Source organism: Arthrobacter glacialis (genome assembly GCF_002909445.1).
Lineage (GTDB): Bacteria > Actinomycetota > Actinomycetes > Actinomycetales > Micrococcaceae > Specibacter > Specibacter glacialis.
The window spans coordinates 182662-200503 of the sequence record NZ_PPXC01000006.1 but is presented as its reverse complement, the minus strand read 5'-3'; the positions used below and the strand labels follow the sequence as shown (position 1 = coordinate 200503).

Genomic DNA, 17842 nt, shown 5'->3' with positions numbered 1-17842 from the left:
TACGCTCAGTTTCACGCGGAACGTAACCCGCCCATTGGGAAGAAACGCCTGCGCGGACATTTGTTCTGCGCTTAAAGCGTTATGTAGATAGCTGACAACGCAACTGGCGTCTAGCATGGCCTTATGGCCATTGGCCTAGTCTCCCTGACGGCGTCACCACGATTTTTGAAGGAGCGTTCCATGACTGACATGGTCACCCTCATCGCTAAGACCAATCCGTTGGAACGGGAGCTCAAGATGGCTTCCCGTACTGTGCAGGAATCAGATCTCCAACGCCTCGGTGAGCTGTACTTCACCGCCTACGACGCCGGTGCCGCCGGCGATTCGATCGAAGTTGCCTTGGCGGACATCCAGGCATCCTGGGCCGGCAAATACGGCCATTTCCTCCCCAATGCCTCCCACGTGGCACTGGATGAAAACGGCAAAATCGTTGCAGCGGTGCTGGTGGTGGAACACGCCATCGGTGACGACACTCCCGATGCACCTTTCATCATTGAACTGATCACTGACCGTGAGCACCGCCGCCGGGGCTTGGCCGAGGACTTGGTACTTACCACCATGGACACCTTGTTCAACGAGGGCAAGGCAGATGTGGCCCTACGGGTGGAAGCCACCAATTCCGCAGCCCTTGCCCTGTACCTGTCTCTGGACTTCCACCGCTGGTCTCCCGAAGACACCGAGGACTAAAGCTTCACCATGGAGCAGCGGCTGACGTTTATTTCCTTGGGAGTCCACACAGTGGAACGCTCCCGTGAGTTCTATCTCACAGGCTTGGGCTGGACGGCGCATCAGGAGGTGCCAGGCCAGGTCATCTTCCTGCAGCTGAACCATGGGCTCATTTTGTCGCTGTGGAGCCGTGAAGCCATGGCCGCCGAATTGGGTGTTGAGCCTTCCGACGGCGTCCCTCCCATCACACTGAGCCACAACGTTGGCAGTGTTGCCGAGGTCGACGCCGTCTTGGCGCAGGCGGTTGCGGCGGGCGCCGTCGTGGACCATCCTGCCGCGCAGCAGCCTTGGGGCGGCTACAGCGGTTATTTTGCCGATCCTGACGGCTTCCGCTGGGAAGTTGCCTTCAATCCCACCTGGGCCGTGGACGACGCCGGAAACGTCACCGTCTAGCCGGGACCCGGCCCCTGGAGCGCGATGGGCTCGATGGGCTCGATGAGTCCGGGGTTGTCATTGCGCACATTGCCCACAGCGGCGCCGACCGGATCCAGCACCCAGCTGGCAGCCTGCCCGTAGGCATCCGCCAAGACCATCTCCAGCAGTTGTGCCGGCGTTTCTGCCTGCGGGTTGAGCCATTCGGCCAGACCTTTTGCCGTCAGAGGCACCGGCAGCCTGTCGTGCAATGTGGCCAGTTCACCCTCAGGTGGCGATGCCATGGTGATGATGCTGGCGGACAGCAGCCACTGATCGGGCGCCCCGTTTTCCTTGCTGGGGTCCTTCCACCATTCATAAAGCCCGGCAAAGGTAATGAGTGAGCCGTCCGCACTGTGCACAAAATACGGCTGCTTGCTCTTCCCGTCGGCCGACTTTTTCCATTCGTAGTAGCCCTGCACGGGCACGCCGCACCGCTTCGATTTCAAGGCTGAGCGGAACGTTGGCTTCTCCGCCACGGTTTCACTGCGCGCGTTGAAGGCCCGCACACCCACGCTTGGGTCCTTGGCCCAGCCCGGCACCAACCCCCATTTGGCAACATGGATCTGCCGGTGGACCTCGCCGTCAATGAGCCGCTCCAGCACAATGGGCACATCCGTGGTGGGGGCAACGTTGTAGGAGGCCCTCAGCTCAAGGGACGCCTCTGCCTCCGCTTCCAGCTCCGCCACCAAATCGCCCACTGCCCTGGCCATTACGTATCGTCCACACATGGAATCCATGGTGGCACAAACTGCCGCTTCGGCGCAGAACCTGCCCACAAGCAGCGCGGCAAGACCAGTGGCACAGACTGTTCCGGCGGCGCAGGCCATGCATGTGACACAAGATGAGGAATATCCCCTCCACCCGGTAGCGTTGTCACCAGTAGCATTCAACAAGACTTTTCTTTCAAGGAGTATTTGACGTGGATTTCACCCCCGACGCTGGCAGCATCACCATGTTTTCCACCACGTGGTGCGGCTATTGCAAGCGCCTGAAGAAGCAGCTGGACGCCGAAGGAATCGGCTACACCGAGATCAACATCGAAGATGTTCCGGGTACGGCCGAGCTCGTTGAAAGCCTCAATGACGGCAACCAGACAGTCCCCACCGTGTTGTTCCCGGACGGCTCAGCAGCAACCAACCCCTCCTTGAAGGATGTTGTAGCCAGGCTTGCCGCCTAGTCACAGCCGGCTCATGAAGCCGTGTAGCCTGTCAGGAACCTCATTTTGATGTTCCGCAAGGCGGAACATCAACGGATTCTAGGAGCTCTTCCATGGTGCACAAGGTCAAAGGCGCAGTAGTCCTGAGCAAGGACGCGGCCGTCACAATCGAAACCATCCTGGTCCCGGATCCGGGACCGGGTGAAGCGCTCGTGGACATCTTGACCAGCGGTGTTTGCCATACTGACTTGCACTACAAGCAGGGCGGGATCAGCGATGACTTCCCGTTCCTGCTGGGCCATGAGGCTACAGGTGTAGTCAGCGCCGTGGGTGCCGGGGTCACCAACGTGGTTCCAGGCGACAGGGTCATCCTGAACTGGCGCGCTGTTTGCGGCACCTGCCGGGCGTGCGCCAAGGGCCAGGCCCAGTACTGCTTCAATACGGCCAACGCCACGCAGAAGATGACGCTCGAGGACGGCACCGTCCTCTCCCCCGCACTGGGCATTGGCGCCTTCATTGAGAAGACCCTCGTGGCGGCCGGGCAATGCACCAAGGTTGATCCGGACGTTGACCCGGGAGCTGTGGGTCTGCTGGGCTGCGGCGTCATGGCAGGCATCGGCGCGGCCATCAACACCGGCGGCGTGAAGCGCGGCGACTCCGTGGCCGTGATCGGCTGCGGCGGCGTGGGCTCGGCGGCCATTGCCGGGGCAGCACTTGCCGGCGCCACCACCATCGTTGCCGTTGACCGCGATCCCAAGAAGCTGGAAGCCGCCCTTGCACTCGGGGCCACGCACACGGTGGATTCCTCCCAGGAGGACGCCGTGCTCGCCATTCAGAACCACACCGGCGGGTTCGGGGCAGATGTGGTGATTGACGCCGTCGGACGTCCCGAAACGTACAAGCAGGCGTTCTACGCCCGCGACCTTGCCGGCACCGTGGTGCTGGTGGGTGTGCCCACCCCGGAGATGACGCTGGAACTGCCACTGCTGGATGTGTTTGGCCGCGGCGGGTCCCTGAAGTCGTCCTGGTACGGCGACGCCCTGCCTTCGCGTGATTTCCCCATGCTGGTTGAGTTGTACAAGCAGGGCAAACTGGATTTGGACGCCTTTGTGAGCGAACGCATCACCATCAACGACATTGAGGCAGCGTTCAGCAAAATGGGCCAGGGCTCAGTGCTGCGATCGGTGGTGGAGTTCGCATGAGCGCCCGCATTGAGCGCCTGGTGACCTCAGGAACTTTCTCGCTCGACGGCGGCACCTGGGACGTGGACAACAACGTGTGGTTGGTGGGTGACGACGCGCAGGTCTATGTGATCGACCCCGCCCACAACCCCGGCGCCATCAAGGAGGCTGTGGGGGAACGCACCGTCAAGGCGGTTTTGCTGACGCACGGCCATGACGACCACATCCGCTTCGCCCGCGACTTTGCCGACCTGGTGGGGGCTCCCGTGTTCATGAACCCGGCGGACCAAATGCTGTGGGAGCACATTTTCCCAGGCACCGCCCCGGATGCCACCATCGCCGACGGCGACGCCTTTGAGGTGGCGGGCACCGTGCTGACGGCCCTGCACACTCCCGGGCACTCCCCCGGGTCGACATGTTTCTATGCCGAGTCGCTGGGCACTGTTTTCACCGGCGACACCTTGTTCAACGGCGGGCCCGGGGCAACAGGGCGCTCCTACAGCGACTTCCCCACCATCGTTGCCTCCATCAAGGAGCGGTTGCTGACCCTGCCACCGGAGACGGTGGTGAACACCGGTCACGGCGATTCAACCACCATTGCCGCCGAAACTCCAGGGATCTTGACTGCCGGGCAGTAACTTATTGGCGGGAATCACGAAAGCGCTGTGTGGGCTGCGTAAGCGGCCAACACAGCGTCTTCCACATCGTCCACTGTGATCTCTGGAATCAGATCCTGCGCAGCGCCGGCAGTGGCAGGATCCCATTCCAAGCCGAGGGCAGCATAGGTGCCGGTGAGGACGCTGCGTATGGGTGCCGAATTCTCCACAACAATCACCGAGCTGAACAGCCACGCACCCGAGACCACGCGTTGGGCCGTGCCCACGAGCTTGATCCGCCCGGCCGGGCCGCTGCCGTACACACTGAATTCGCCCGGGCAGTACTCCCCTGGAATTTCGCCCACGGCGGCATCCACGCCCAGACTTCGCAGAGCTTGGGCAAACAGGTCCCCAAAGAAGCCAAACCTCGCCTTGGCCCCGGCAATGGCGTCATCCTCGCGTTGCAGGTGATCCACCACCAGTGTGCCCTGGTGGTAGGCGGCTGCCCGGCCGCCTGCCTTGCGCACTGCAGGCACGAAGCCGTGTTCCCGGGAGACCTGTTCGGCGTGACTGAACCCCTCAAGCCTGGTGTCGCGCTGCCCAAAGGCCACTGTGGGCTCCGGGCGGTAGAGCCGGAGCATGTCAGCTTGGTCGCCGGTTTTCACTCTGGCCAACAGCTCCAGGGCGTAATTGAGATCGGCTTCGGCGCCCAGATTATGCAGCTGGCGGTGGACTTCCAGCAACGGGGCCATCATGGCGCTCATGGGCGGTGCGGGATGGGTCGGATGGTCAAGATCTGTTCCGTTCGCGCAAAGGGGCCATTGATGTCATTGAGCACTGAAGACGTCAGCCCGATGCCGTCCCCGGCAATGGTCACATGGGTGTCCAGTCCCAGCCACTCACCCACAGGTTCACGGTAAATGTGGATGGAGAGGTCAACGTTGGGAAACATGAAGCCCCCGGGAACCGGAGCCATACGCGCCGACACGCCATTGGCGCTGTCGGCCAGTCCCAGGAGGCGCACCAGCGCCGAGGAGTGTTCACCGCCGTCGAGCATGGTGTAGGGGCTGTGCAGCCAGGCACGTCCGCGACCGGGCCGGTGGTCGGGATGGGAGCGGCCCTGCACGGACTTGATGAAGCCGCCGGGCCAGCTGCTCAACCCGTCCCAGGGCACTGAGCTTTCCAAGCTGTCCATGGGCTCATCTTCGTAGGCTTCAACGGCTGAGGTGTCATTGGTTTGCAACCGCCAGGCCGTGACACGGACCGCTACGCGCCCCTCGGCAACCAGTTCCGCCTGCAGGAGTTCAATGGTTTTTCCGGGACGCAAAAGTGTTGTGTCAATGGTGAATGCACCGGCCGGAATCAGCCCCAGGATGTCGAAGCTCAAGCGGGCCAGGCGCATGTCCGCGCGGGGCTCAAACTGTTCCAGGGCATGAACCATGATGCCCGTCACGGGGGCCATGTGCTGTTCGTGCGTGTTCCAGGCACCTTGGGCGTGAATGGTTGACTCGTAGCGGTTTTCACCCAGATGGCGGTAGTACGATGTCACCTCAGCGGCGCACTGCGTTGTGTTCTCCGGCATGGCTATGACTCTACCGGCAGCCTTGCCGGGTAACCCAAATGGGTGGTTAGGCCTGCTGTGTTGCGGGGTTGACAGCTTCTGGTGTGATTGCGGGGCAATCTTCCAGGGCGCTCTTGTCCAACTTGCGGGTTCGGGATACGCGGAACAGGTGAATGCTCAAGACAGCCACGCCGGCCAGCAGCACCAGGCCAATGAGGGCCAGGGGTGATCCGGCGGCTGCGGCCAGGGCCGCGTCAAAGGCGGCAAGGCCAATGGTCGCGTAGATGGTGGCCCAGGCTATGGAACCAATCACTGTGGCCGGGATGTAGCGGCGCAGGGGCATGCGGCCCAGACCGGCAGCAGTGTTGATGGCTGTTTGCACGCCGATGGTCAAAAAACTCACGCTCACGGCCGGAGCGCCCCAGCGGGCAATGATTTTTTCTGCCCGCAAGACTGCCGGGGAGTCCAGGTGCTTTTGCAGCTTTGTCTTGCGTCCGCCGGCGGCCAGGCCACGGCCTGCCCAATACGTGGCGTTGGAGCGCAGCATGACAATGGCAAAGAGGATCAGAAAGGCCCAGATGAAAGGCAGGGAGACGATGCTGTCCATCATGAGCGCGTGCTACCTCCTGGGCCATCAAAATAATATAGCTACAGAATCCTGAGCTATTAGTCTTACCTTAGCTTATCGAAGGGCAGCGCGGTTGGGTTAATTTCAGTGGGGTGACACTGCTCGCGCGGGCCACGGCCGCCAGCCGCCGGGAAGCGTTTTGAACACAGCCCGCGCTGCCTTGATACGCTCTCTGGGCAGGCTGCTGAACCGTAGCGGCCCGGCCGAGCTGCTGCTACCCCCGGGAAATGTGATGCTCATGTGCAGGGCCGGGCTGAACCCGCCCGTAAACCACTCCTTGTACTCTCCGGCGGCAACGGCAAGGACCACCCGTTCCAGTTCATCGGCTGCGGTGTCCAGCGTTTCATCACAGGCATCACAGCCACAGGTTGGCGCCGGGGCAGCATGCAACAATCCGGCGTGGACCTGCACGGACGGAAAATCCAGGTATTCAAAGATGAGCGGGGCCGCGTCCGGGGTTGACGGGGTGATCCTGACGGCGCGAACTGAGGTGACCTCTTGGTTCCCCATGCCACCTTGTTGCGGTACGAGCGCCAGCCCTTCCTCAATCACGCAGCCGTAGTTGGCACGAAGATGCCCAAGGAGCGCATCAGCCACCGCATGCAGGCCCGCGAACCTCTCCGGATGACTCACCCGGCCGTACGCCTCGTCCGGCTTGGTGGCCATGCCCCACCGATTCCCATACTCAATGACAGCGCCGTCGTCTGCCGTGAAGTCGGTAGCGGCAATGCTGGGCCGCTGGTAACTTTCGCTCATGTCACCACCCTAGCCAGCTGCGTGAGATGGCGCACAGTTGAGCGGTTCGGGGCTAGCATCAGTGCATGACCAACGATGCTCAGCCGTCCCAGACGTCCGGCCCCTCCTCCACCTCCCTCTTGGATGAGACGATTGGCGCCAACTTTGTTCGCACAGCCGGCCGCTTCCCGGACAGGGAGGCGCTGGTGGACGTGCCGTCGGGGCGCCGCTGGAGCTATGCGCAGTTGAATCACGACGTCGATGCCCTGGCCCGCGGTTTGCTCGCCGCCGGGGTGGGCAAGGGTGATCGGGTGGGCATCTGGGCGCCCAATGTGCCCGAATGGGTGCTCATCCAGTACGCCACGGCCAAGATCGGAGCCATCCTGGTCAACGTCAACCCGGCCTACCGGACCCACGAGCTCAAGTACGCCGCCCAGCAATCGGGCATGCGCCTGCTGGTGGCAATGCCGGCGTTCCGCAGCTCAGACTACGCCGCCATGATTGAGACCGTCCTGCCCGAATGTGCAGACCTGATGGACGTTGTTTACATCGGCACTGAGTCCTGGGACGCACTCGTGGCGGGCGGGTCGGCGGTGGCCGCTGACGCCGTCGAACATGCCATGGAGGGATTGAACCCGAACGATCCCATCAACATCCAGTACACCTCGGGCACCACCGGCTACCCCAAGGGTGCCACACTGAGCCACCACAACATCCTGAACAACGGCTACTTCGTGACGGAGACCATCAAGTTCACCGAGCAGGACAGGCTCTGCCTGCCAGTGCCGTTTTACCACTGCTTCGGCATGGTCATGGGCAATTTGGGTGCCACCACGCACGGGGCCGCCATCATCATTCCGGCGGCGGCCTTCGATCCTGCAGCCACGCTGGCGGCCGTGCAGAAGGAGCACTGCACAGCCCTGTACGGCGTGCCCACCATGTTCATTGCGGAACTGAACCTGCCCGACTTTGCCAGCTACGATCTCTCCAGCCTGCGCACGGGGATCATGGCCGGCTCGCCCTGCCCCGTGGAGGTCATGAAGCGGTGCATGGCGGAGATGCATATGGCGCAGGTGTCCATAGCGTACGGCATGACTGAGACGTCACCGGTATCCATGCAGACGCAGACTGACGACGATGTGGCGCATCGGACCGAAACCGTGGGCCGGGTGCACCCGCATCTGGAGGTCAAGATTGTGGATCCGGCCACCGGGCTTACGGTTACGCGGGGCACCACCGGCGAATTTTGCACGCGCGGGTACTCGGTCATGCTGGGGTACTGGAATGATCCGGAGAAGACGGCCGGCGCCATTGATGCTGAACGGTGGATGCACACGGGTGATCTTGCGGTCATGTTCAGCGACGGATACGTCAACATCGTGGGCCGGATCAAGGACATGGTGATTCGGGGCGGGGAAAACCTGTACCCGCGCGAAATTGAGGAGTTCCTCTACCAGCACCCGGATGTTGCCGATGTGCAGGTCATTGGGGTGCCGGATGAAAAGTACGGTGAGGAGCTGTGCGCCTGGATCATGATGAAGCCGGATGCAGTGCCGCTGGATCAGGCCGCCGTGGCCGCCTATTGCGAGGGCCAGCTGTCCCGCCACAAGGTGCCGCGCTACGTTCTGGTGGTCAACGAGTTCCCCATGACCGTGACGGGCAAGGTGCGCAAAATGGACATGCGCGCCGCCACGACGGAGCTGCTGGGGCTCTAGGAGGCACGACGGCGTGCCAACTTAGCCGTTCCGCGCCGACAGTCTGCCAAACTGGCGAGGGCCCATGAAATTTCATGCGCCGCGGCCCGTTTGGCACGCCGTCACGCATGGTTGCCTTTAACCGCCACCCTCAAGACGATTTCGCAGCCCCGGCCATGCTGTTCCGAACCCCGGGTGCAGCGGCAATGCGGAGACTGCACCAAGCGGCACCCATTCCAGGGCCAGGCTCTCGGGGTCGCTGATGACGGGCTCAAACGGCACCACGGCCTCGACGGCCACTGTGGTGTAGCTCCAGTAGCCCACGTCGTAGACGGAGGTGAATAGCAGTTCCACGTTCGCCCGCGGAACCCCGGCTTCTTCCCAAGCCTCACGCGACGCGCCGTCAACGGCGCTTTCACCATGGTGCAGTGCACCGCCGGGCAGGCCCCACGTGCCGCCATGGTGGGACCAGATGGCCCGGTGCTGCAGCAGGACTCCGCGGCCGGCGTCGAACACCAGCAACCCGGCGGAGCCAAACTTCCCCCAGAACTTGCCCTGCTCCCCCTCGACCCAGGCGTCGCCGGGGTCACGGTTGCTGCCAAGCCTGCCCGGACGCACAGCAGCCGCGGCATCCCGAACGAATCGGGCGGCCGCGGCCGCAGAACTCGAGTGCGTGTGGGAATCTTCCTCATCCATGGCTTCCACGGTATCAACAACGCAGTGGCGGACGCCGCCGAACCGTGCCGCCTAGTCCATGAATTCCATCCGCCTGAACCGGAGTTCCCGTTCTGCACCACGCAGCGGAGAACCGCTAAACGGCAGACTCTCCAGCGGGATGGAATTGGCGGCGTCCAAGGCGAGCATGTTGGCGGCTGCCGCAGCCTTCGGAGGCAGCCCCAGGGAAGCGGCAAATTCAGCCCAATGCCTTGCCTTGAGGTTCTTGTACTTGCCCGCAATGGACAATGCCATGGTGTTGTCACCATAGACGAGTGTGCAGGGCACGTCGTAGATGGGGGCCATGGCGAAAGCGCACTCGGAATTGCCCAGAATCGATAGGTTCTTGGCATGGAGGTCTCCGTTGCCGGTCAGCCACGCGAAGACAAACTGCAGATACATATTGCGTTTGGCCAGAATTGGGGCGTGGCAATGCCGGGCCAATGCCACGACTACGTCCTCGGAGGCAACACTGTACTTGGAGGCCGGCGGCAGCCCGAGCACCTGGGTCCCGTCTTCCAGGGGCAATCTCAGCCAGCTCCCGCCGTCACCCTTGACGCGGTCGAAACGTTCCACGAGCAGGCCGGCCAGACCGTTCCTGTCGCTGATGACCCTGCTCTTCGCCACGGGAACCTTCAGCCCCTTGGCTGCGGCGAGGTGTGCCGCCTCATTGACCACAAGGTGCGGATTCTCTGCCGGATCCAACTTCAGCAGGTAGCGCATTCCACGCAGTGCCAGCGGGGTGGTCAGCATGGACGCACTGGCCTTGTCCTGGACACCAGGCAGTCCGTGAAGGTCGACGGAATTCGCCAGAGCCGCGAAGTCTATTTCCTCCGGATGCGAGGTGTTGGCCAACGATTCGGGTTCGGTGGGAGTAACTCCGGCCGGAACCACCTGGACATCGCCGGGCATGTCAGCTCCGACGGCCAGCAGAAGGGAGAGCTCGTCGTCAAAACTTGTCTTGGCAGCGTTCTTCAAGACGGTCAGGCGGTGGCCCTCGGGCAAAAGTCCCGTGAAGAACGGCGGCAGCGCCCCGTTCTGGGTGTCGACCGCCACTGCTGACAGGGGCAGGGAGAATGCCACGGGCGTTTCTCCGCCAGCCAAGTAGCCATCCCGGTAGGCGAATCGAACGCCCCCTTGTTCTGTGCGCGAGAGACTGCCAGCCAAGGCTCCACCTTTGTAGACGTCAGCGTCCCGAATGAGCTTGAGGTGCTGTAGATCCTGAGTCATCTGGTCACCGTCAGGCGCAGCCCCAGGACGTTGGCCGCCGCCGCCACAGCCCGCAGCGAGGGATTGCCGGTCCCCGTTTCGATGGCCCGGATGGTGCGCTCCGAGGTCTCGGCGAGGTTGGCCAGGTCTTCCTGGGTCAGCCCTGCATCCTTGCGTGCACGGCGAATGCTGTTAGCTACGGCGGTAATACTCTCCACGACACTCCTCCGAACGGCAAGATAATGCCGATTTCGGCATCTGTACTTGCCATCGTGCACCACAATTGTCATTTCGGCAATATTTTGCCGAAAATAGCTGGCCACAGCGCCCAAGGGCCGGGATCAAGCCACACCGGTAAAATATTGCCGGTTTCGGAACCGCATTGGCCTTAACGCACAATGCGCACAGCCCGACCGAGTCGGTCAGGCTGCGCGCATCAAGTTGCTGGAGTTAGAAGTCCCAGTCGTCGTCTTCGGTGTTGACTGCCTTACCGATGACGTAGGAGGAACCTGAGCCGGAGAAGAAGTCGTGGTTCTCGTCGGCGTTCGGTGAGAGCGCGGACAGGATGGCCGGGTTCACGTCGGTGACGGCGGCCGGGAACATGGCCTCGTAGCCCAGGTTCATGAGCGCCTTGTTGGCGTTGTAGTGCAGGAACTTCTTGACGTCCTCGGCCAGGCCAACGGAGTCGTAAAGATCGTGCGTGTACTGAACCTCGTTCTCGTACAGCTCAAACATGAGCTCGAAGGTCCACGCCTTCAGTTCTTCCTTGCGCTCTGCGGAGACACCTTCCAAGCCCTTTTGGTACTTGTAGCCGATGTAGTAACCGTGTACGGCCTCATCGCGAATGATCAAACGGATCAAGTCAGCGGTGTTCGTCAGCTTGGCCCGTGATGACCAGTACATGGGCAGGTAGAAGCCCGAGTAGAACAAGAATGATTCCAACAAGGTGGAGGCAATCTTGCGCTTGAGGGGATCATCACCGTAGTAGTAGGACTCAATGATCTGGGCCTTCTTCTGCAGGTTCACGTTCTCCACCGACCAGCGGAAAGCCTCGTCGATTTCCTTCGTGGAGCACAAGGTGGAGAAGATCGAGGAGTAGCTCTTGGCGTGCACCGATTCCATGAACGCAATGTTCGTGTAGACGGCTTCCTCGTGCGGGGTGATGGCGTCCGGGATCAGCGAAACGGCGCCAACCGTACCCTGCAGGGTGTCCAGCAAGGTCAGGCCGGTGAACACGCGCATGGTGAGCAACTGCTCGTCCGGCGTCAGCGTGGCCCAGGACTGGATGTCGTTGGACAGCGGCACTTTTTCCGGCAGCCAGAAGTTGTTGACCAGGCGGTTCCAGACGTCTACGTCCTTCTCGTCCTCAATCCGATTCCAGTTGATGGCCGTTACATGGCTCGCCAACTTCAGCTTGTCCGGTGTCATGGCTGCTTCTCTCCTTGTAAAAATCCTGGTGGCCGCATGGGCCAGATCAATCTTAAGCCAAAGGGACGACGGCGGGACGCACCCGCCGTCGTACTCTTCAGTAATGTGGTGCTACAGCATGCACGAGACACAATTTTCCACTTCGGTCCCTTCCAGCGCGAGCTGGCGGAGACGGATGTAGTAAATGGTCTTGATGCCCTTCTTCCAGGCATAAATCTGCGCCTTGTTGATGTCACGCGTGGTGGCGGTGTCCTTGAAGAACAACGTCAGGGACAGGCCCTGGTCCACGTGCTGCGTGGCGGCAGCGTAGGTGTCGATGGTCGCTTCGAAACCGAGCTCATAGGCATCCTTGTAGTACTCAAGGTTGTCATTGGTCAGGTAAGGGGCCGGGTAGTACACACGGCCCAGCTTGCCTTCCTTGCGGATCTCAATGCGCGAAGCCACCGGGTGGATCGAGGACGTGGAGTTGTTGATGTAGCTGATGGAGCCCGTGGGCGGGACAGCCTGCAGGTTCTGGTTGTAGATGCCGTGCTCCATGACGGAGGCCTTCAGCGCACGCCAGTCTTCCTGGGTGGGGATGTGGATGCCGTCAAACATTTCGGCAACCTTGGCTGTCTGCGGAACCCATTCCTGATCCGTGTACTTGTCAAAGAACTCACCGCTGGCGTACTTGGACTTTTCGAAGCCGGCAAACGTTGTGCCGGTCTCCATGGCGATCAGGTTGGAGGCCCGGATGCAGTGGTACACCACCGAGTAGAAGTAGATGTTGGTGAAATCCAGGCCCTCTTCGGAGCCGTAGTGGACCCGCTCGCGGGCCAGGTAACCGTGCAGGTTCATCTGGCCCAGGCCAATGGCGTGGGACTGGTCATTGCCCTTGGCAATGGACGGCACGCTGGTGATGTTGGACATGTCAGAGACAGCCGTCAGCGTGCGGATGGAGGTCTCAATGGTGCTGGCGAAGTCCGGTGAGTCCATGGCCTTGGCAATGTTCAGCGAGCCAAGGTTGCAGGAGATGTCCTTGCCGGTCTCGGCGTAGGACAGGTCATCGTTGTACGTGGTGGGCGCAGAAACCTGAAGGATCTCGGAGCACAGGTTGGACATGATGATCTTGCCGTCGATCGGGTTGGCTCGGTTCACCGTGTCTTCAAACATGATGTACGGGTAGCCGGACTCGAACTGGATCTCGGCGAGCGTCTGGAAGAACTCGCGCGCCTTGATCTTGGTCTTCTTGATGCGGGCGTCGTCAACCATCTCGTAGTACTTCTCGGTGACCGAGATGTCGGAGAATGGCATGCCGTAAACCTTTTCGACGTCGTACGGGGAGAACAGGTACATGTCCTCGTCGCGCTTGGCCAGCTCAAAGGTGATGTCCGGAACCACAACACCCAGGGAAAGGGTCTTGATGCGAACCTTCTCATCAGCGTTTTCACGCTTGGTGTCCAGGAAACGGTTGATGTCCGGGTGGTGGGCGTGCAGGTACACAGCACCTGCACCCTGGCGGGCACCAAGCTGGTTGGCGTAGGAGAAGCTGTCCTCGAGAAGCTTCATCACGGGGATGACGCCGGAGGACTGGTTCTCGATCTGCTTGATGGGGGCGCCCACTTCGCGGATGTTGGTCAGCGCGAACGCCACACCGCCGCCGCGCTTGGAGAGCTGCAAGGCGGAGTTGATGGAGCGGCCAATGGACTCCATGTTGTCTTCGATGCGCAGCAGGAAGCACGAGACCAGCTCGCCGCGCTGGCGCTTGCCGGCGTTCAGGAACGTGGGGGTTGCGGGCTGGAAGCGGCCGCCGATGATTTCATCAACCATCTTCATGGCCAGGGCCTCATCGCCGCGGGCCAGGTGCAGGGCAACCATGCAGACACGGTCTTCGTAGCGCTCCAGGTAGCGGTTGCCGTCGAAGGTCTTCAGCGTGTAGGACGTGTAGAACTTGAACGCGCCCAGGAAGGTTTCAAAGCGGAACTTCTTCTTGTACGCGTGGTTGTACAGGTCACGGATGAAGTTCATCGTGTACTGGTCAAGCGTCTCGCGCTCGTAGTACTCGTTCTTCACCAAGTAGTCCAGCTTTTCTTCCAGGTCGTGGAAGAACACGGTGTTGTTGTTCACGTGTTGCAGGAAGTACTGGCGGGCAGCGGCGCGGTCGGCGTCGAACTGGATCTCGCCGTCGGCGTTGTAGAGGTTCAGCATGGCATTGAGCTCGTGATAGCCCATGCCTTCCCATGCTGCGGGCATGCTCTTAGAAGCCTTCACTGCTGTGCCTGGCTCTGTGGCAATCGTGTCCAAAATTCTTCCAATCCTTCGTGAACGCGGTCCACGTCTTCCGACGTGCCCATCAGTTCAAAACGGTATAAATGCTTTACATTGCACTTCGCAGCAACAATGTCTCCGGCTAGGCAATATGTTTCGCCAAAATTTGTGTTCCCGGCGCCAATGACGCCGCGAATCAGATCGCGATTTTCCGCCACGTTGAGGAACTTGATGACCTGTTTTGGTACTGCCCCGTGCCCTTCGTCGCCCCCATAGGTGGGAAGGACTAAAACATAGGGTTCTTGAGCTAAGAGTGTGTCTTCATAGGTGTAGACCGGCAGCCGCGCCGCGTTCATCCGAAGTTTTTCAACGAAGCGGTGGGTGTTCTCAGACGTTGACGAGAAGTAAATCAACCGGCTGCTGGTGGTTCGAGAGGCTATCTGACCAACAGCGGGTTGTGCTGCTACGGCTGACATGACAATCGCTTTCCAACTACTTACTTGCGGGCGTGGGGCCGGCCAGCAATGGCCGGCCCCATCGTTGTGCACCTGTGCACAGCAATGCGGTGGCGGGATATCCCGCCGAATGTCAGGCTACGCTGACGGCGGCATTCTGGTTGATCTCGGCGATCTTGTCCGGGCGGAATCCTGACCAGTGGTCAGCGTCGGTAATGACAACCGGAGCCTGCTGGTAGCCGAGGCTGAGCACGTGCTCCAGCGCTTCCGGATCAGTGGAGATATCAACGCTCTTGTAGGTGATGCCCTTTTTGTCCAAGGCGCGGTAGGTGGCGTTGCACTGAACGCAAGCAGGTTTGGTGTAAACCGTGACGGTCATGATCGAGTTCCCCTTGTCTATAACTTCTAATGGCTGCCGCTAGCGGCACACTCGCTGTCGGTGGGAACCACGGTTCGCGCCACGGTCTCGCCAGCTATTCGAGCTGTTCAAAGCGGTTTCCCGAAGGACCGCTTGAATTCTGTATTAGATACTACATGTAGTGCAGGGTCCCGTCGTTGACCCCTACATGATGTATTACAAGTATGTCATTTTATGCACCGGTAGTCCACAGGCTGGGAGATTTAAAAGCGCTAAAACTCAAGGTTTAAACTGAACTATCCACAGGCTGTGGAGTACTTAGTCACAAAAATCTGGGCGGCGTGTCTGTTCCTTGGGCGTGTCGACCCTAGTGGTCAGCGCCGGTGAGAGCAGCACCACTAAAAGGCCCGCCACGGGCACCACCAGCAGCCCCGTGCGCAGTGAGGTGGCATCGGCAACAGCACCCACAATGGGCGGTGAGAGCAGGAAACTCACCCGCATGAGCCAGCTGACAACCGTCAGACCGGTGCCCTCCCGCAACCCGGGCAGGTTGTCCGCCGCGTGCATCGCCGCCGGGACCAGCGTGGACACCCCGAAGCCAGCCAGGGCAAAACCGGCAATGGTGCCGGGCACCGTGGGGAACAGCAAGGCTTGCCCCATGCCCAGAGTGACAATGACTCCCCCGGCCTGCGCCACCAGCCGCTGGCCAAAGCGGTCCACCAAGGAATCCCCTACCAGCCGGCCAATGAACTGGGCACCCACCAAGGCCACAAAGCCCAGCCCGGCCACCGAAGCGGCGGCACCAAAGTCACCACTCAAGTACACGGCAGCCCAGGTGCTGCCCGCATCCTCCACCAGCGTGCCGCCGGCGGCAATGAGCACCAGCGCCATGATGACCAAGTACTTGCCCAGCCCGGCAGCGCTTCGGCGAGGAACGACGTCGTGCTTCTCCTCAACAGCGTCCGCAGCGTCAGGCCCCGGCAGCAGGAATCTCAGGCTGGCCAGCGAAACCGCGGCGAAGAGCACACCTGAGATCAGCAGGTGGAGCCAGAGCGGGAACTGCAGGCCAGCCGCTGCGGAACCCATGAGGCCTCCGGTTACCGCACCAATGCTCCACACGGCGTGGAAGGAGTTCAGGATGGAGCGGCCGTACAGGCGCTGCACGCGCAGACCATGGGAATTCTGTGCCACATCCGTGATGGCGTCGAAGGCCCCGGCCAGCAGCAAGGCCGCAGCAAACAGGCTCCCACTGGGTGTGACGCCGGCAATGACCAGCCCCAACGCCGTTCCGAGCGTTCCGGCCACGGCAACCTTGGCGGAATGGAACCGCCTGATGAGCAGCCCGGCGGCAAGCCCGGCCGAGAGCGCACCCAGCGGGTAGGCAGCCACAGCAAAGCCGAACTCGGCATTGCTCAGGCCCAGCGCCTCCTTGATGGCGGGGAATCGTGGAAGCAGGTTGGCAAAGAGTGCCCCGTTGGTGAAGAACAGGGCCGCCACGGCCCACCTGGCGCGGCGAATGTGAAGGGGAAGCGCCGGCGATTCTGCTGTTTTCAAGCTCAAGGTTTTCCCACGATTCGTTCAACAGCTGCTTCGACTGTGGTTCTGGGCATGGGGGCCAGGGACAGGGCCCGGTGCATGGACAGGCCCTCAATCAGGGCGTCCAGCATGAGCGTGGTCTCCGGGTCAAAGAATTTGCCGAGCGCCACACGGCTACGCGCCATCCACGCATCCGTCACACGGCGCATGTCCGGACGGCGGGTGGCCAAGGCGTATAGCTCGTAGGAGAGCACCATGGTGCGGGAGTCGTTCAGGAGTTCGCCTGTGATCAGACTGACGACGGCGTCACGGGCTGCTGCCTCATCGCCCACTTCGGCCATGGCTGCGTCAAATCCGTTTGCCGTGCGATTGGCCAGCGTGGTGAACGCCTCGCCGAGCAGCTCATCCAGTGACTCGAAGTGGTACGTCAAGGAGCCCAAGGAAACACCTGCACGTTCGGCAATCTTGCGATACGTTGCCCCGGCCACCCCATGCTTGGCCACCACGTCCAGGGCGGCGGCGCTGATGTTCGCGCGGCGGTCCGGGTCATAGCGGCGGCGCGGCTTGCCTTCTGCTGGCTCGGGCCGGGCCCTCACTGGCTGCTTGCTCACGCGAGCTGCTTGCTGATGCGTGCCGGGTTGCCCACGGCCACCACATTGGGCGGCAGGTCGCGGGTGACAACGGAACCCGCACCCACCACAGTGTTCTCGCCAATCGTCACGCCGGGCAGCACAATGACGCCGCCGCCGAGCCAAACATTGTCACCAATGGTGATGGGCTTGGCTGCCTCGAGTTTGTCGCGGCGCAACCAGGACTCGAGCGGGTGCGTGGGTGTCAGGAGCTGGACGTTGGGGCCAATCATGACGTCGGCGCCGATGGTGATGGGGGCAACGTCCAGGGCTGTGAAGTTGTAGTTGATGAACGTTCCGGGGCCAATGGTGATGTACCTGCCGTAGTCCACGAACAGCGGCGGACGAATTTCCACATCCTCCCCGAGTGAGCCGATCAGCTCCGCCAGGATCACTTCGGCCGCCTCGCGGTCTTCGGGCCACACCTGTCCGTAACGGTGGGACGCGGTGATGGCGCGCTGTGATGCCACAGCCAGTTCGGCATCCTCTGCCAGGTACAGGTCCCCGGCCTCCATGCGCTGGCGCATGCTGCGGGGGTCGTTGGCAAAATATGGGTGCGTCATGGCGGGTTCCAT

The 17842-nt window shown here is 61.6% G+C and carries 22 protein-coding genes; 7 read left to right on the top strand and 15 right to left on the bottom strand.

What is annotated here, in order from left to right; translation table 11 throughout:
- Positions 1-180 precede the first annotated feature (180 nt).
- Both CVS27_RS09875 and CVS27_RS09870 read left to right on the top strand, forming a co-directional pair.
- Entirely contained in the window at positions 181-687 is a 507-nt protein-coding gene (locus CVS27_RS09875; protein ID WP_103465557.1) for a GNAT family N-acetyltransferase, read from the top strand.
- A 9-nt stretch (positions 688-696) separates the two neighbouring features.
- Positions 697-1119, top strand: a complete 423-nt coding sequence (locus CVS27_RS09870; protein ID WP_103465556.1) for a VOC family protein — start codon at positions 697-699, stop codon at positions 1117-1119.
- On the opposite strand, the gene CVS27_RS09865 is transcribed toward CVS27_RS09870, so the two are convergent.
- On the bottom strand, positions 1116-1850 hold the full coding sequence (locus CVS27_RS09865; protein WP_243400119.1) for an SOS response-associated peptidase: 735 nt from the start codon (positions 1848-1850) through the stop codon (positions 1116-1118). The genes CVS27_RS09870 and CVS27_RS09865 overlap by 4 nt on opposite strands.
- Positions 1851-1866: 16 nt before the next feature.
- On the opposite strand from CVS27_RS09865, the gene CVS27_RS20530 reads away from it, so the two are divergent.
- The 4 genes from CVS27_RS20530 (at position 1867) to CVS27_RS09850 (ending at position 4115) form a co-directional block, all read left to right on the top strand.
- Positions 1867-2058, top strand: coding sequence for a hypothetical protein (locus CVS27_RS20530; protein WP_133159084.1), 192 nt, complete (start codon positions 1867-1869; stop codon positions 2056-2058).
- 1 nt (position 2059) lies between these two features.
- Positions 2060-2317 (top strand): mycoredoxin, encoded by a 258-nt coding sequence (locus tag CVS27_RS09860; protein ID WP_103465555.1) that lies wholly within the window; start codon positions 2060-2062, stop codon positions 2315-2317.
- Positions 2318-2409: 92 nt separating this feature from the next.
- On the top strand, positions 2410-3498 hold the full coding sequence (locus CVS27_RS09855; protein WP_103465554.1) for an S-(hydroxymethyl)mycothiol dehydrogenase: 1089 nt from the start codon (positions 2410-2412) through the stop codon (positions 3496-3498).
- Positions 3495-4115, top strand: a complete 621-nt coding sequence (locus tag CVS27_RS09850) for an MBL fold metallo-hydrolase (protein WP_103465553.1) — start codon at positions 3495-3497, stop codon at positions 4113-4115. Before CVS27_RS09855 ends, CVS27_RS09850 begins: the two co-directional genes overlap by 4 nt.
- Positions 4116-4129: 14 nt before the next feature.
- On the opposite strand, the gene CVS27_RS09845 is transcribed toward CVS27_RS09850, so the two are convergent.
- The 4 genes from CVS27_RS09845 to CVS27_RS09830 all read right to left on the bottom strand — a co-directional run bounded on the left by CVS27_RS09845 (position 4130) and on the right by CVS27_RS09830 (position 7018).
- Positions 4130-4837, bottom strand: coding sequence for a lipoate--protein ligase family protein (locus CVS27_RS09845; RefSeq protein ID WP_103465552.1), 708 nt, complete (start codon positions 4835-4837; stop codon positions 4130-4132).
- Positions 4834-5655, bottom strand: coding sequence for a thioesterase family protein (locus CVS27_RS09840; protein ID WP_103465551.1), 822 nt, complete (start codon positions 5653-5655; stop codon positions 4834-4836). Before CVS27_RS09840 ends, CVS27_RS09845 begins: the two co-directional genes overlap by 4 nt.
- Before the next feature lie 46 nt (positions 5656-5701).
- Positions 5702-6244: a DedA family protein gene (locus CVS27_RS09835; protein WP_243400118.1), complete on the bottom strand. Its 543-nt coding sequence runs from the start codon at positions 6242-6244 to the stop codon at positions 5702-5704.
- A gap of 102 nt (positions 6245-6346) precedes the next feature.
- Positions 6347-7018 (bottom strand): DUF6226 family protein, encoded by a 672-nt coding sequence (locus CVS27_RS09830; protein ID WP_103465550.1) that lies wholly within the window; start codon positions 7016-7018, stop codon positions 6347-6349.
- Positions 7019-7083: 65 nt separating this feature from the next.
- Between CVS27_RS09830 and CVS27_RS09825 the strand changes: the two genes are divergently transcribed.
- Positions 7084-8712, top strand: a complete 1629-nt coding sequence (locus CVS27_RS09825) for an AMP-binding protein (protein WP_103465549.1) — start codon at positions 7084-7086, stop codon at positions 8710-8712.
- A gap of 117 nt (positions 8713-8829) precedes the next feature.
- On the opposite strand, the gene CVS27_RS09820 is transcribed toward CVS27_RS09825, so the two are convergent.
- The 10 genes from CVS27_RS09820 to CVS27_RS09775 form a co-directional block, all read right to left on the bottom strand.
- A complete protein-coding gene (locus tag CVS27_RS09820) occupies positions 8830-9387 on the bottom strand; it encodes an NUDIX domain-containing protein (RefSeq protein WP_103465548.1) in 558 nt (185 codons plus the stop codon).
- A 51-nt stretch (positions 9388-9438) separates the two neighbouring features.
- On the bottom strand, positions 9439-10635 hold the full coding sequence (locus CVS27_RS09815; RefSeq protein ID WP_103465547.1) for a type II toxin-antitoxin system HipA family toxin: 1197 nt from the start codon (positions 10633-10635) through the stop codon (positions 9439-9441).
- Positions 10632-10832 carry a helix-turn-helix transcriptional regulator gene (locus CVS27_RS09810; protein WP_243400117.1) on the bottom strand — a complete coding sequence of 67 codons (201 nt, stop codon included), beginning with the start codon at positions 10830-10832 and terminating at the stop codon, positions 10632-10634. Before CVS27_RS09810 ends, CVS27_RS09815 begins: the two co-directional genes overlap by 4 nt.
- 232 nt (positions 10833-11064) lie before the next feature.
- Positions 11065-12042: a class 1b ribonucleoside-diphosphate reductase subunit beta gene (gene nrdF, locus CVS27_RS09805; protein WP_103465546.1), complete on the bottom strand. Its 978-nt coding sequence runs from the start codon at positions 12040-12042 to the stop codon at positions 11065-11067.
- A 111-nt stretch (positions 12043-12153) separates the two neighbouring features.
- Positions 12154-14274, bottom strand: a complete 2121-nt coding sequence (gene nrdE / locus CVS27_RS09800; protein WP_103465631.1) for a class 1b ribonucleoside-diphosphate reductase subunit alpha — start codon at positions 14272-14274, stop codon at positions 12154-12156.
- 14 nt (positions 14275-14288) lie between these two features.
- Positions 14289-14765, bottom strand: coding sequence for a class Ib ribonucleoside-diphosphate reductase assembly flavoprotein NrdI (gene nrdI / locus CVS27_RS09795; protein WP_103465545.1), 477 nt, complete (start codon positions 14763-14765; stop codon positions 14289-14291).
- Positions 14766-14877: 112 nt separating this feature from the next.
- Positions 14878-15123: a glutaredoxin-like protein NrdH gene (nrdH, locus tag CVS27_RS09790; RefSeq protein ID WP_103465544.1), complete on the bottom strand. Its 246-nt coding sequence runs from the start codon at positions 15121-15123 to the stop codon at positions 14878-14880.
- Positions 15124-15420: 297 nt separating this feature from the next.
- Positions 15421-16656 carry an MFS transporter gene (locus CVS27_RS09785; RefSeq protein ID WP_103465543.1) on the bottom strand — a complete coding sequence of 412 codons (1236 nt, stop codon included), beginning with the start codon at positions 16654-16656 and terminating at the stop codon, positions 15421-15423.
- A gap of 2 nt (positions 16657-16658) precedes the next feature.
- Positions 16659-17249, bottom strand: coding sequence for a TetR/AcrR family transcriptional regulator (locus CVS27_RS09780; RefSeq protein ID WP_243399800.1), 591 nt, complete (start codon positions 17247-17249; stop codon positions 16659-16661).
- Positions 17246-17830: a sugar O-acetyltransferase gene (locus CVS27_RS09775; protein WP_103465629.1), complete on the bottom strand. Its 585-nt coding sequence runs from the start codon at positions 17828-17830 to the stop codon at positions 17246-17248. Before CVS27_RS09775 ends, CVS27_RS09780 begins: the two co-directional genes overlap by 4 nt.
- Positions 17831-17842 lie beyond the last annotated feature (12 nt).

Bases quoted from the DNA above. Each gene is read 5' to 3' on its own strand.
- CVS27_RS09875 (WP_103465557.1), top strand. From the start codon at position 181: ATGACTGACATGGTCACCCTCATCGCTAAGACCAATCCGTTGGAACGG.
- CVS27_RS09870 (WP_103465556.1), top strand. From the start codon at position 697: ATGGAGCAGCGGCTGACGTTTATTTCCTTGGGAGTCCACACAGTGGAA.
- CVS27_RS09865 (WP_243400119.1), bottom strand. From the start codon at position 1,850: ATGGCCAGGGCAGTGGGCGATTTGGTGGCGGAGCTGGAAGCGGAGGCA.
- CVS27_RS20530 (WP_133159084.1), top strand. From the start codon at position 1,867: ATGGAATCCATGGTGGCACAAACTGCCGCTTCGGCGCAGAACCTGCCC.
- CVS27_RS09855 (WP_103465554.1), top strand. From the start codon at position 2,410: ATGGTGCACAAGGTCAAAGGCGCAGTAGTCCTGAGCAAGGACGCGGCC.
- CVS27_RS09850 (WP_103465553.1), top strand. From the start codon at position 3,495: ATGAGCGCCCGCATTGAGCGCCTGGTGACCTCAGGAACTTTCTCGCTC.
- CVS27_RS09845 (WP_103465552.1), bottom strand. From the start codon at position 4,837: ATGAGCGCCATGATGGCCCCGTTGCTGGAAGTCCACCGCCAGCTGCAT.
- CVS27_RS09840 (WP_103465551.1), bottom strand. From the start codon at position 5,655: ATGCCGGAGAACACAACGCAGTGCGCCGCTGAGGTGACATCGTACTAC.
- CVS27_RS09835 (WP_243400118.1), bottom strand. From the start codon at position 6,244: ATGATGGACAGCATCGTCTCCCTGCCTTTCATCTGGGCCTTTCTGATC.
- CVS27_RS09830 (WP_103465550.1), bottom strand. From the start codon at position 7,018: ATGAGCGAAAGTTACCAGCGGCCCAGCATTGCCGCTACCGACTTCACG.
- CVS27_RS09825 (WP_103465549.1), top strand. From the start codon at position 7,084: ATGACCAACGATGCTCAGCCGTCCCAGACGTCCGGCCCCTCCTCCACC.
- CVS27_RS09820 (WP_103465548.1), bottom strand. From the start codon at position 9,387: ATGGATGAGGAAGATTCCCACACGCACTCGAGTTCTGCGGCCGCGGCC.
- CVS27_RS09815 (WP_103465547.1), bottom strand. From the start codon at position 10,635: ATGACTCAGGATCTACAGCACCTCAAGCTCATTCGGGACGCTGACGTC.
- nrdF (WP_103465546.1), bottom strand. From the start codon at position 12,042: ATGACACCGGACAAGCTGAAGTTGGCGAGCCATGTAACGGCCATCAAC.
- nrdE (WP_103465631.1), bottom strand. From the start codon at position 14,274: ATGCCCGCAGCATGGGAAGGCATGGGCTATCACGAGCTCAATGCCATG.
- nrdI (WP_103465545.1), bottom strand. From the start codon at position 14,765: ATGTCAGCCGTAGCAGCACAACCCGCTGTTGGTCAGATAGCCTCTCGA.
- nrdH (WP_103465544.1), bottom strand. From the start codon at position 15,123: ATGACCGTCACGGTTTACACCAAACCTGCTTGCGTTCAGTGCAACGCC.
- CVS27_RS09775 (WP_103465629.1), bottom strand. From the start codon at position 17,830: ATGACGCACCCATATTTTGCCAACGACCCCCGCAGCATGCGCCAGCGC.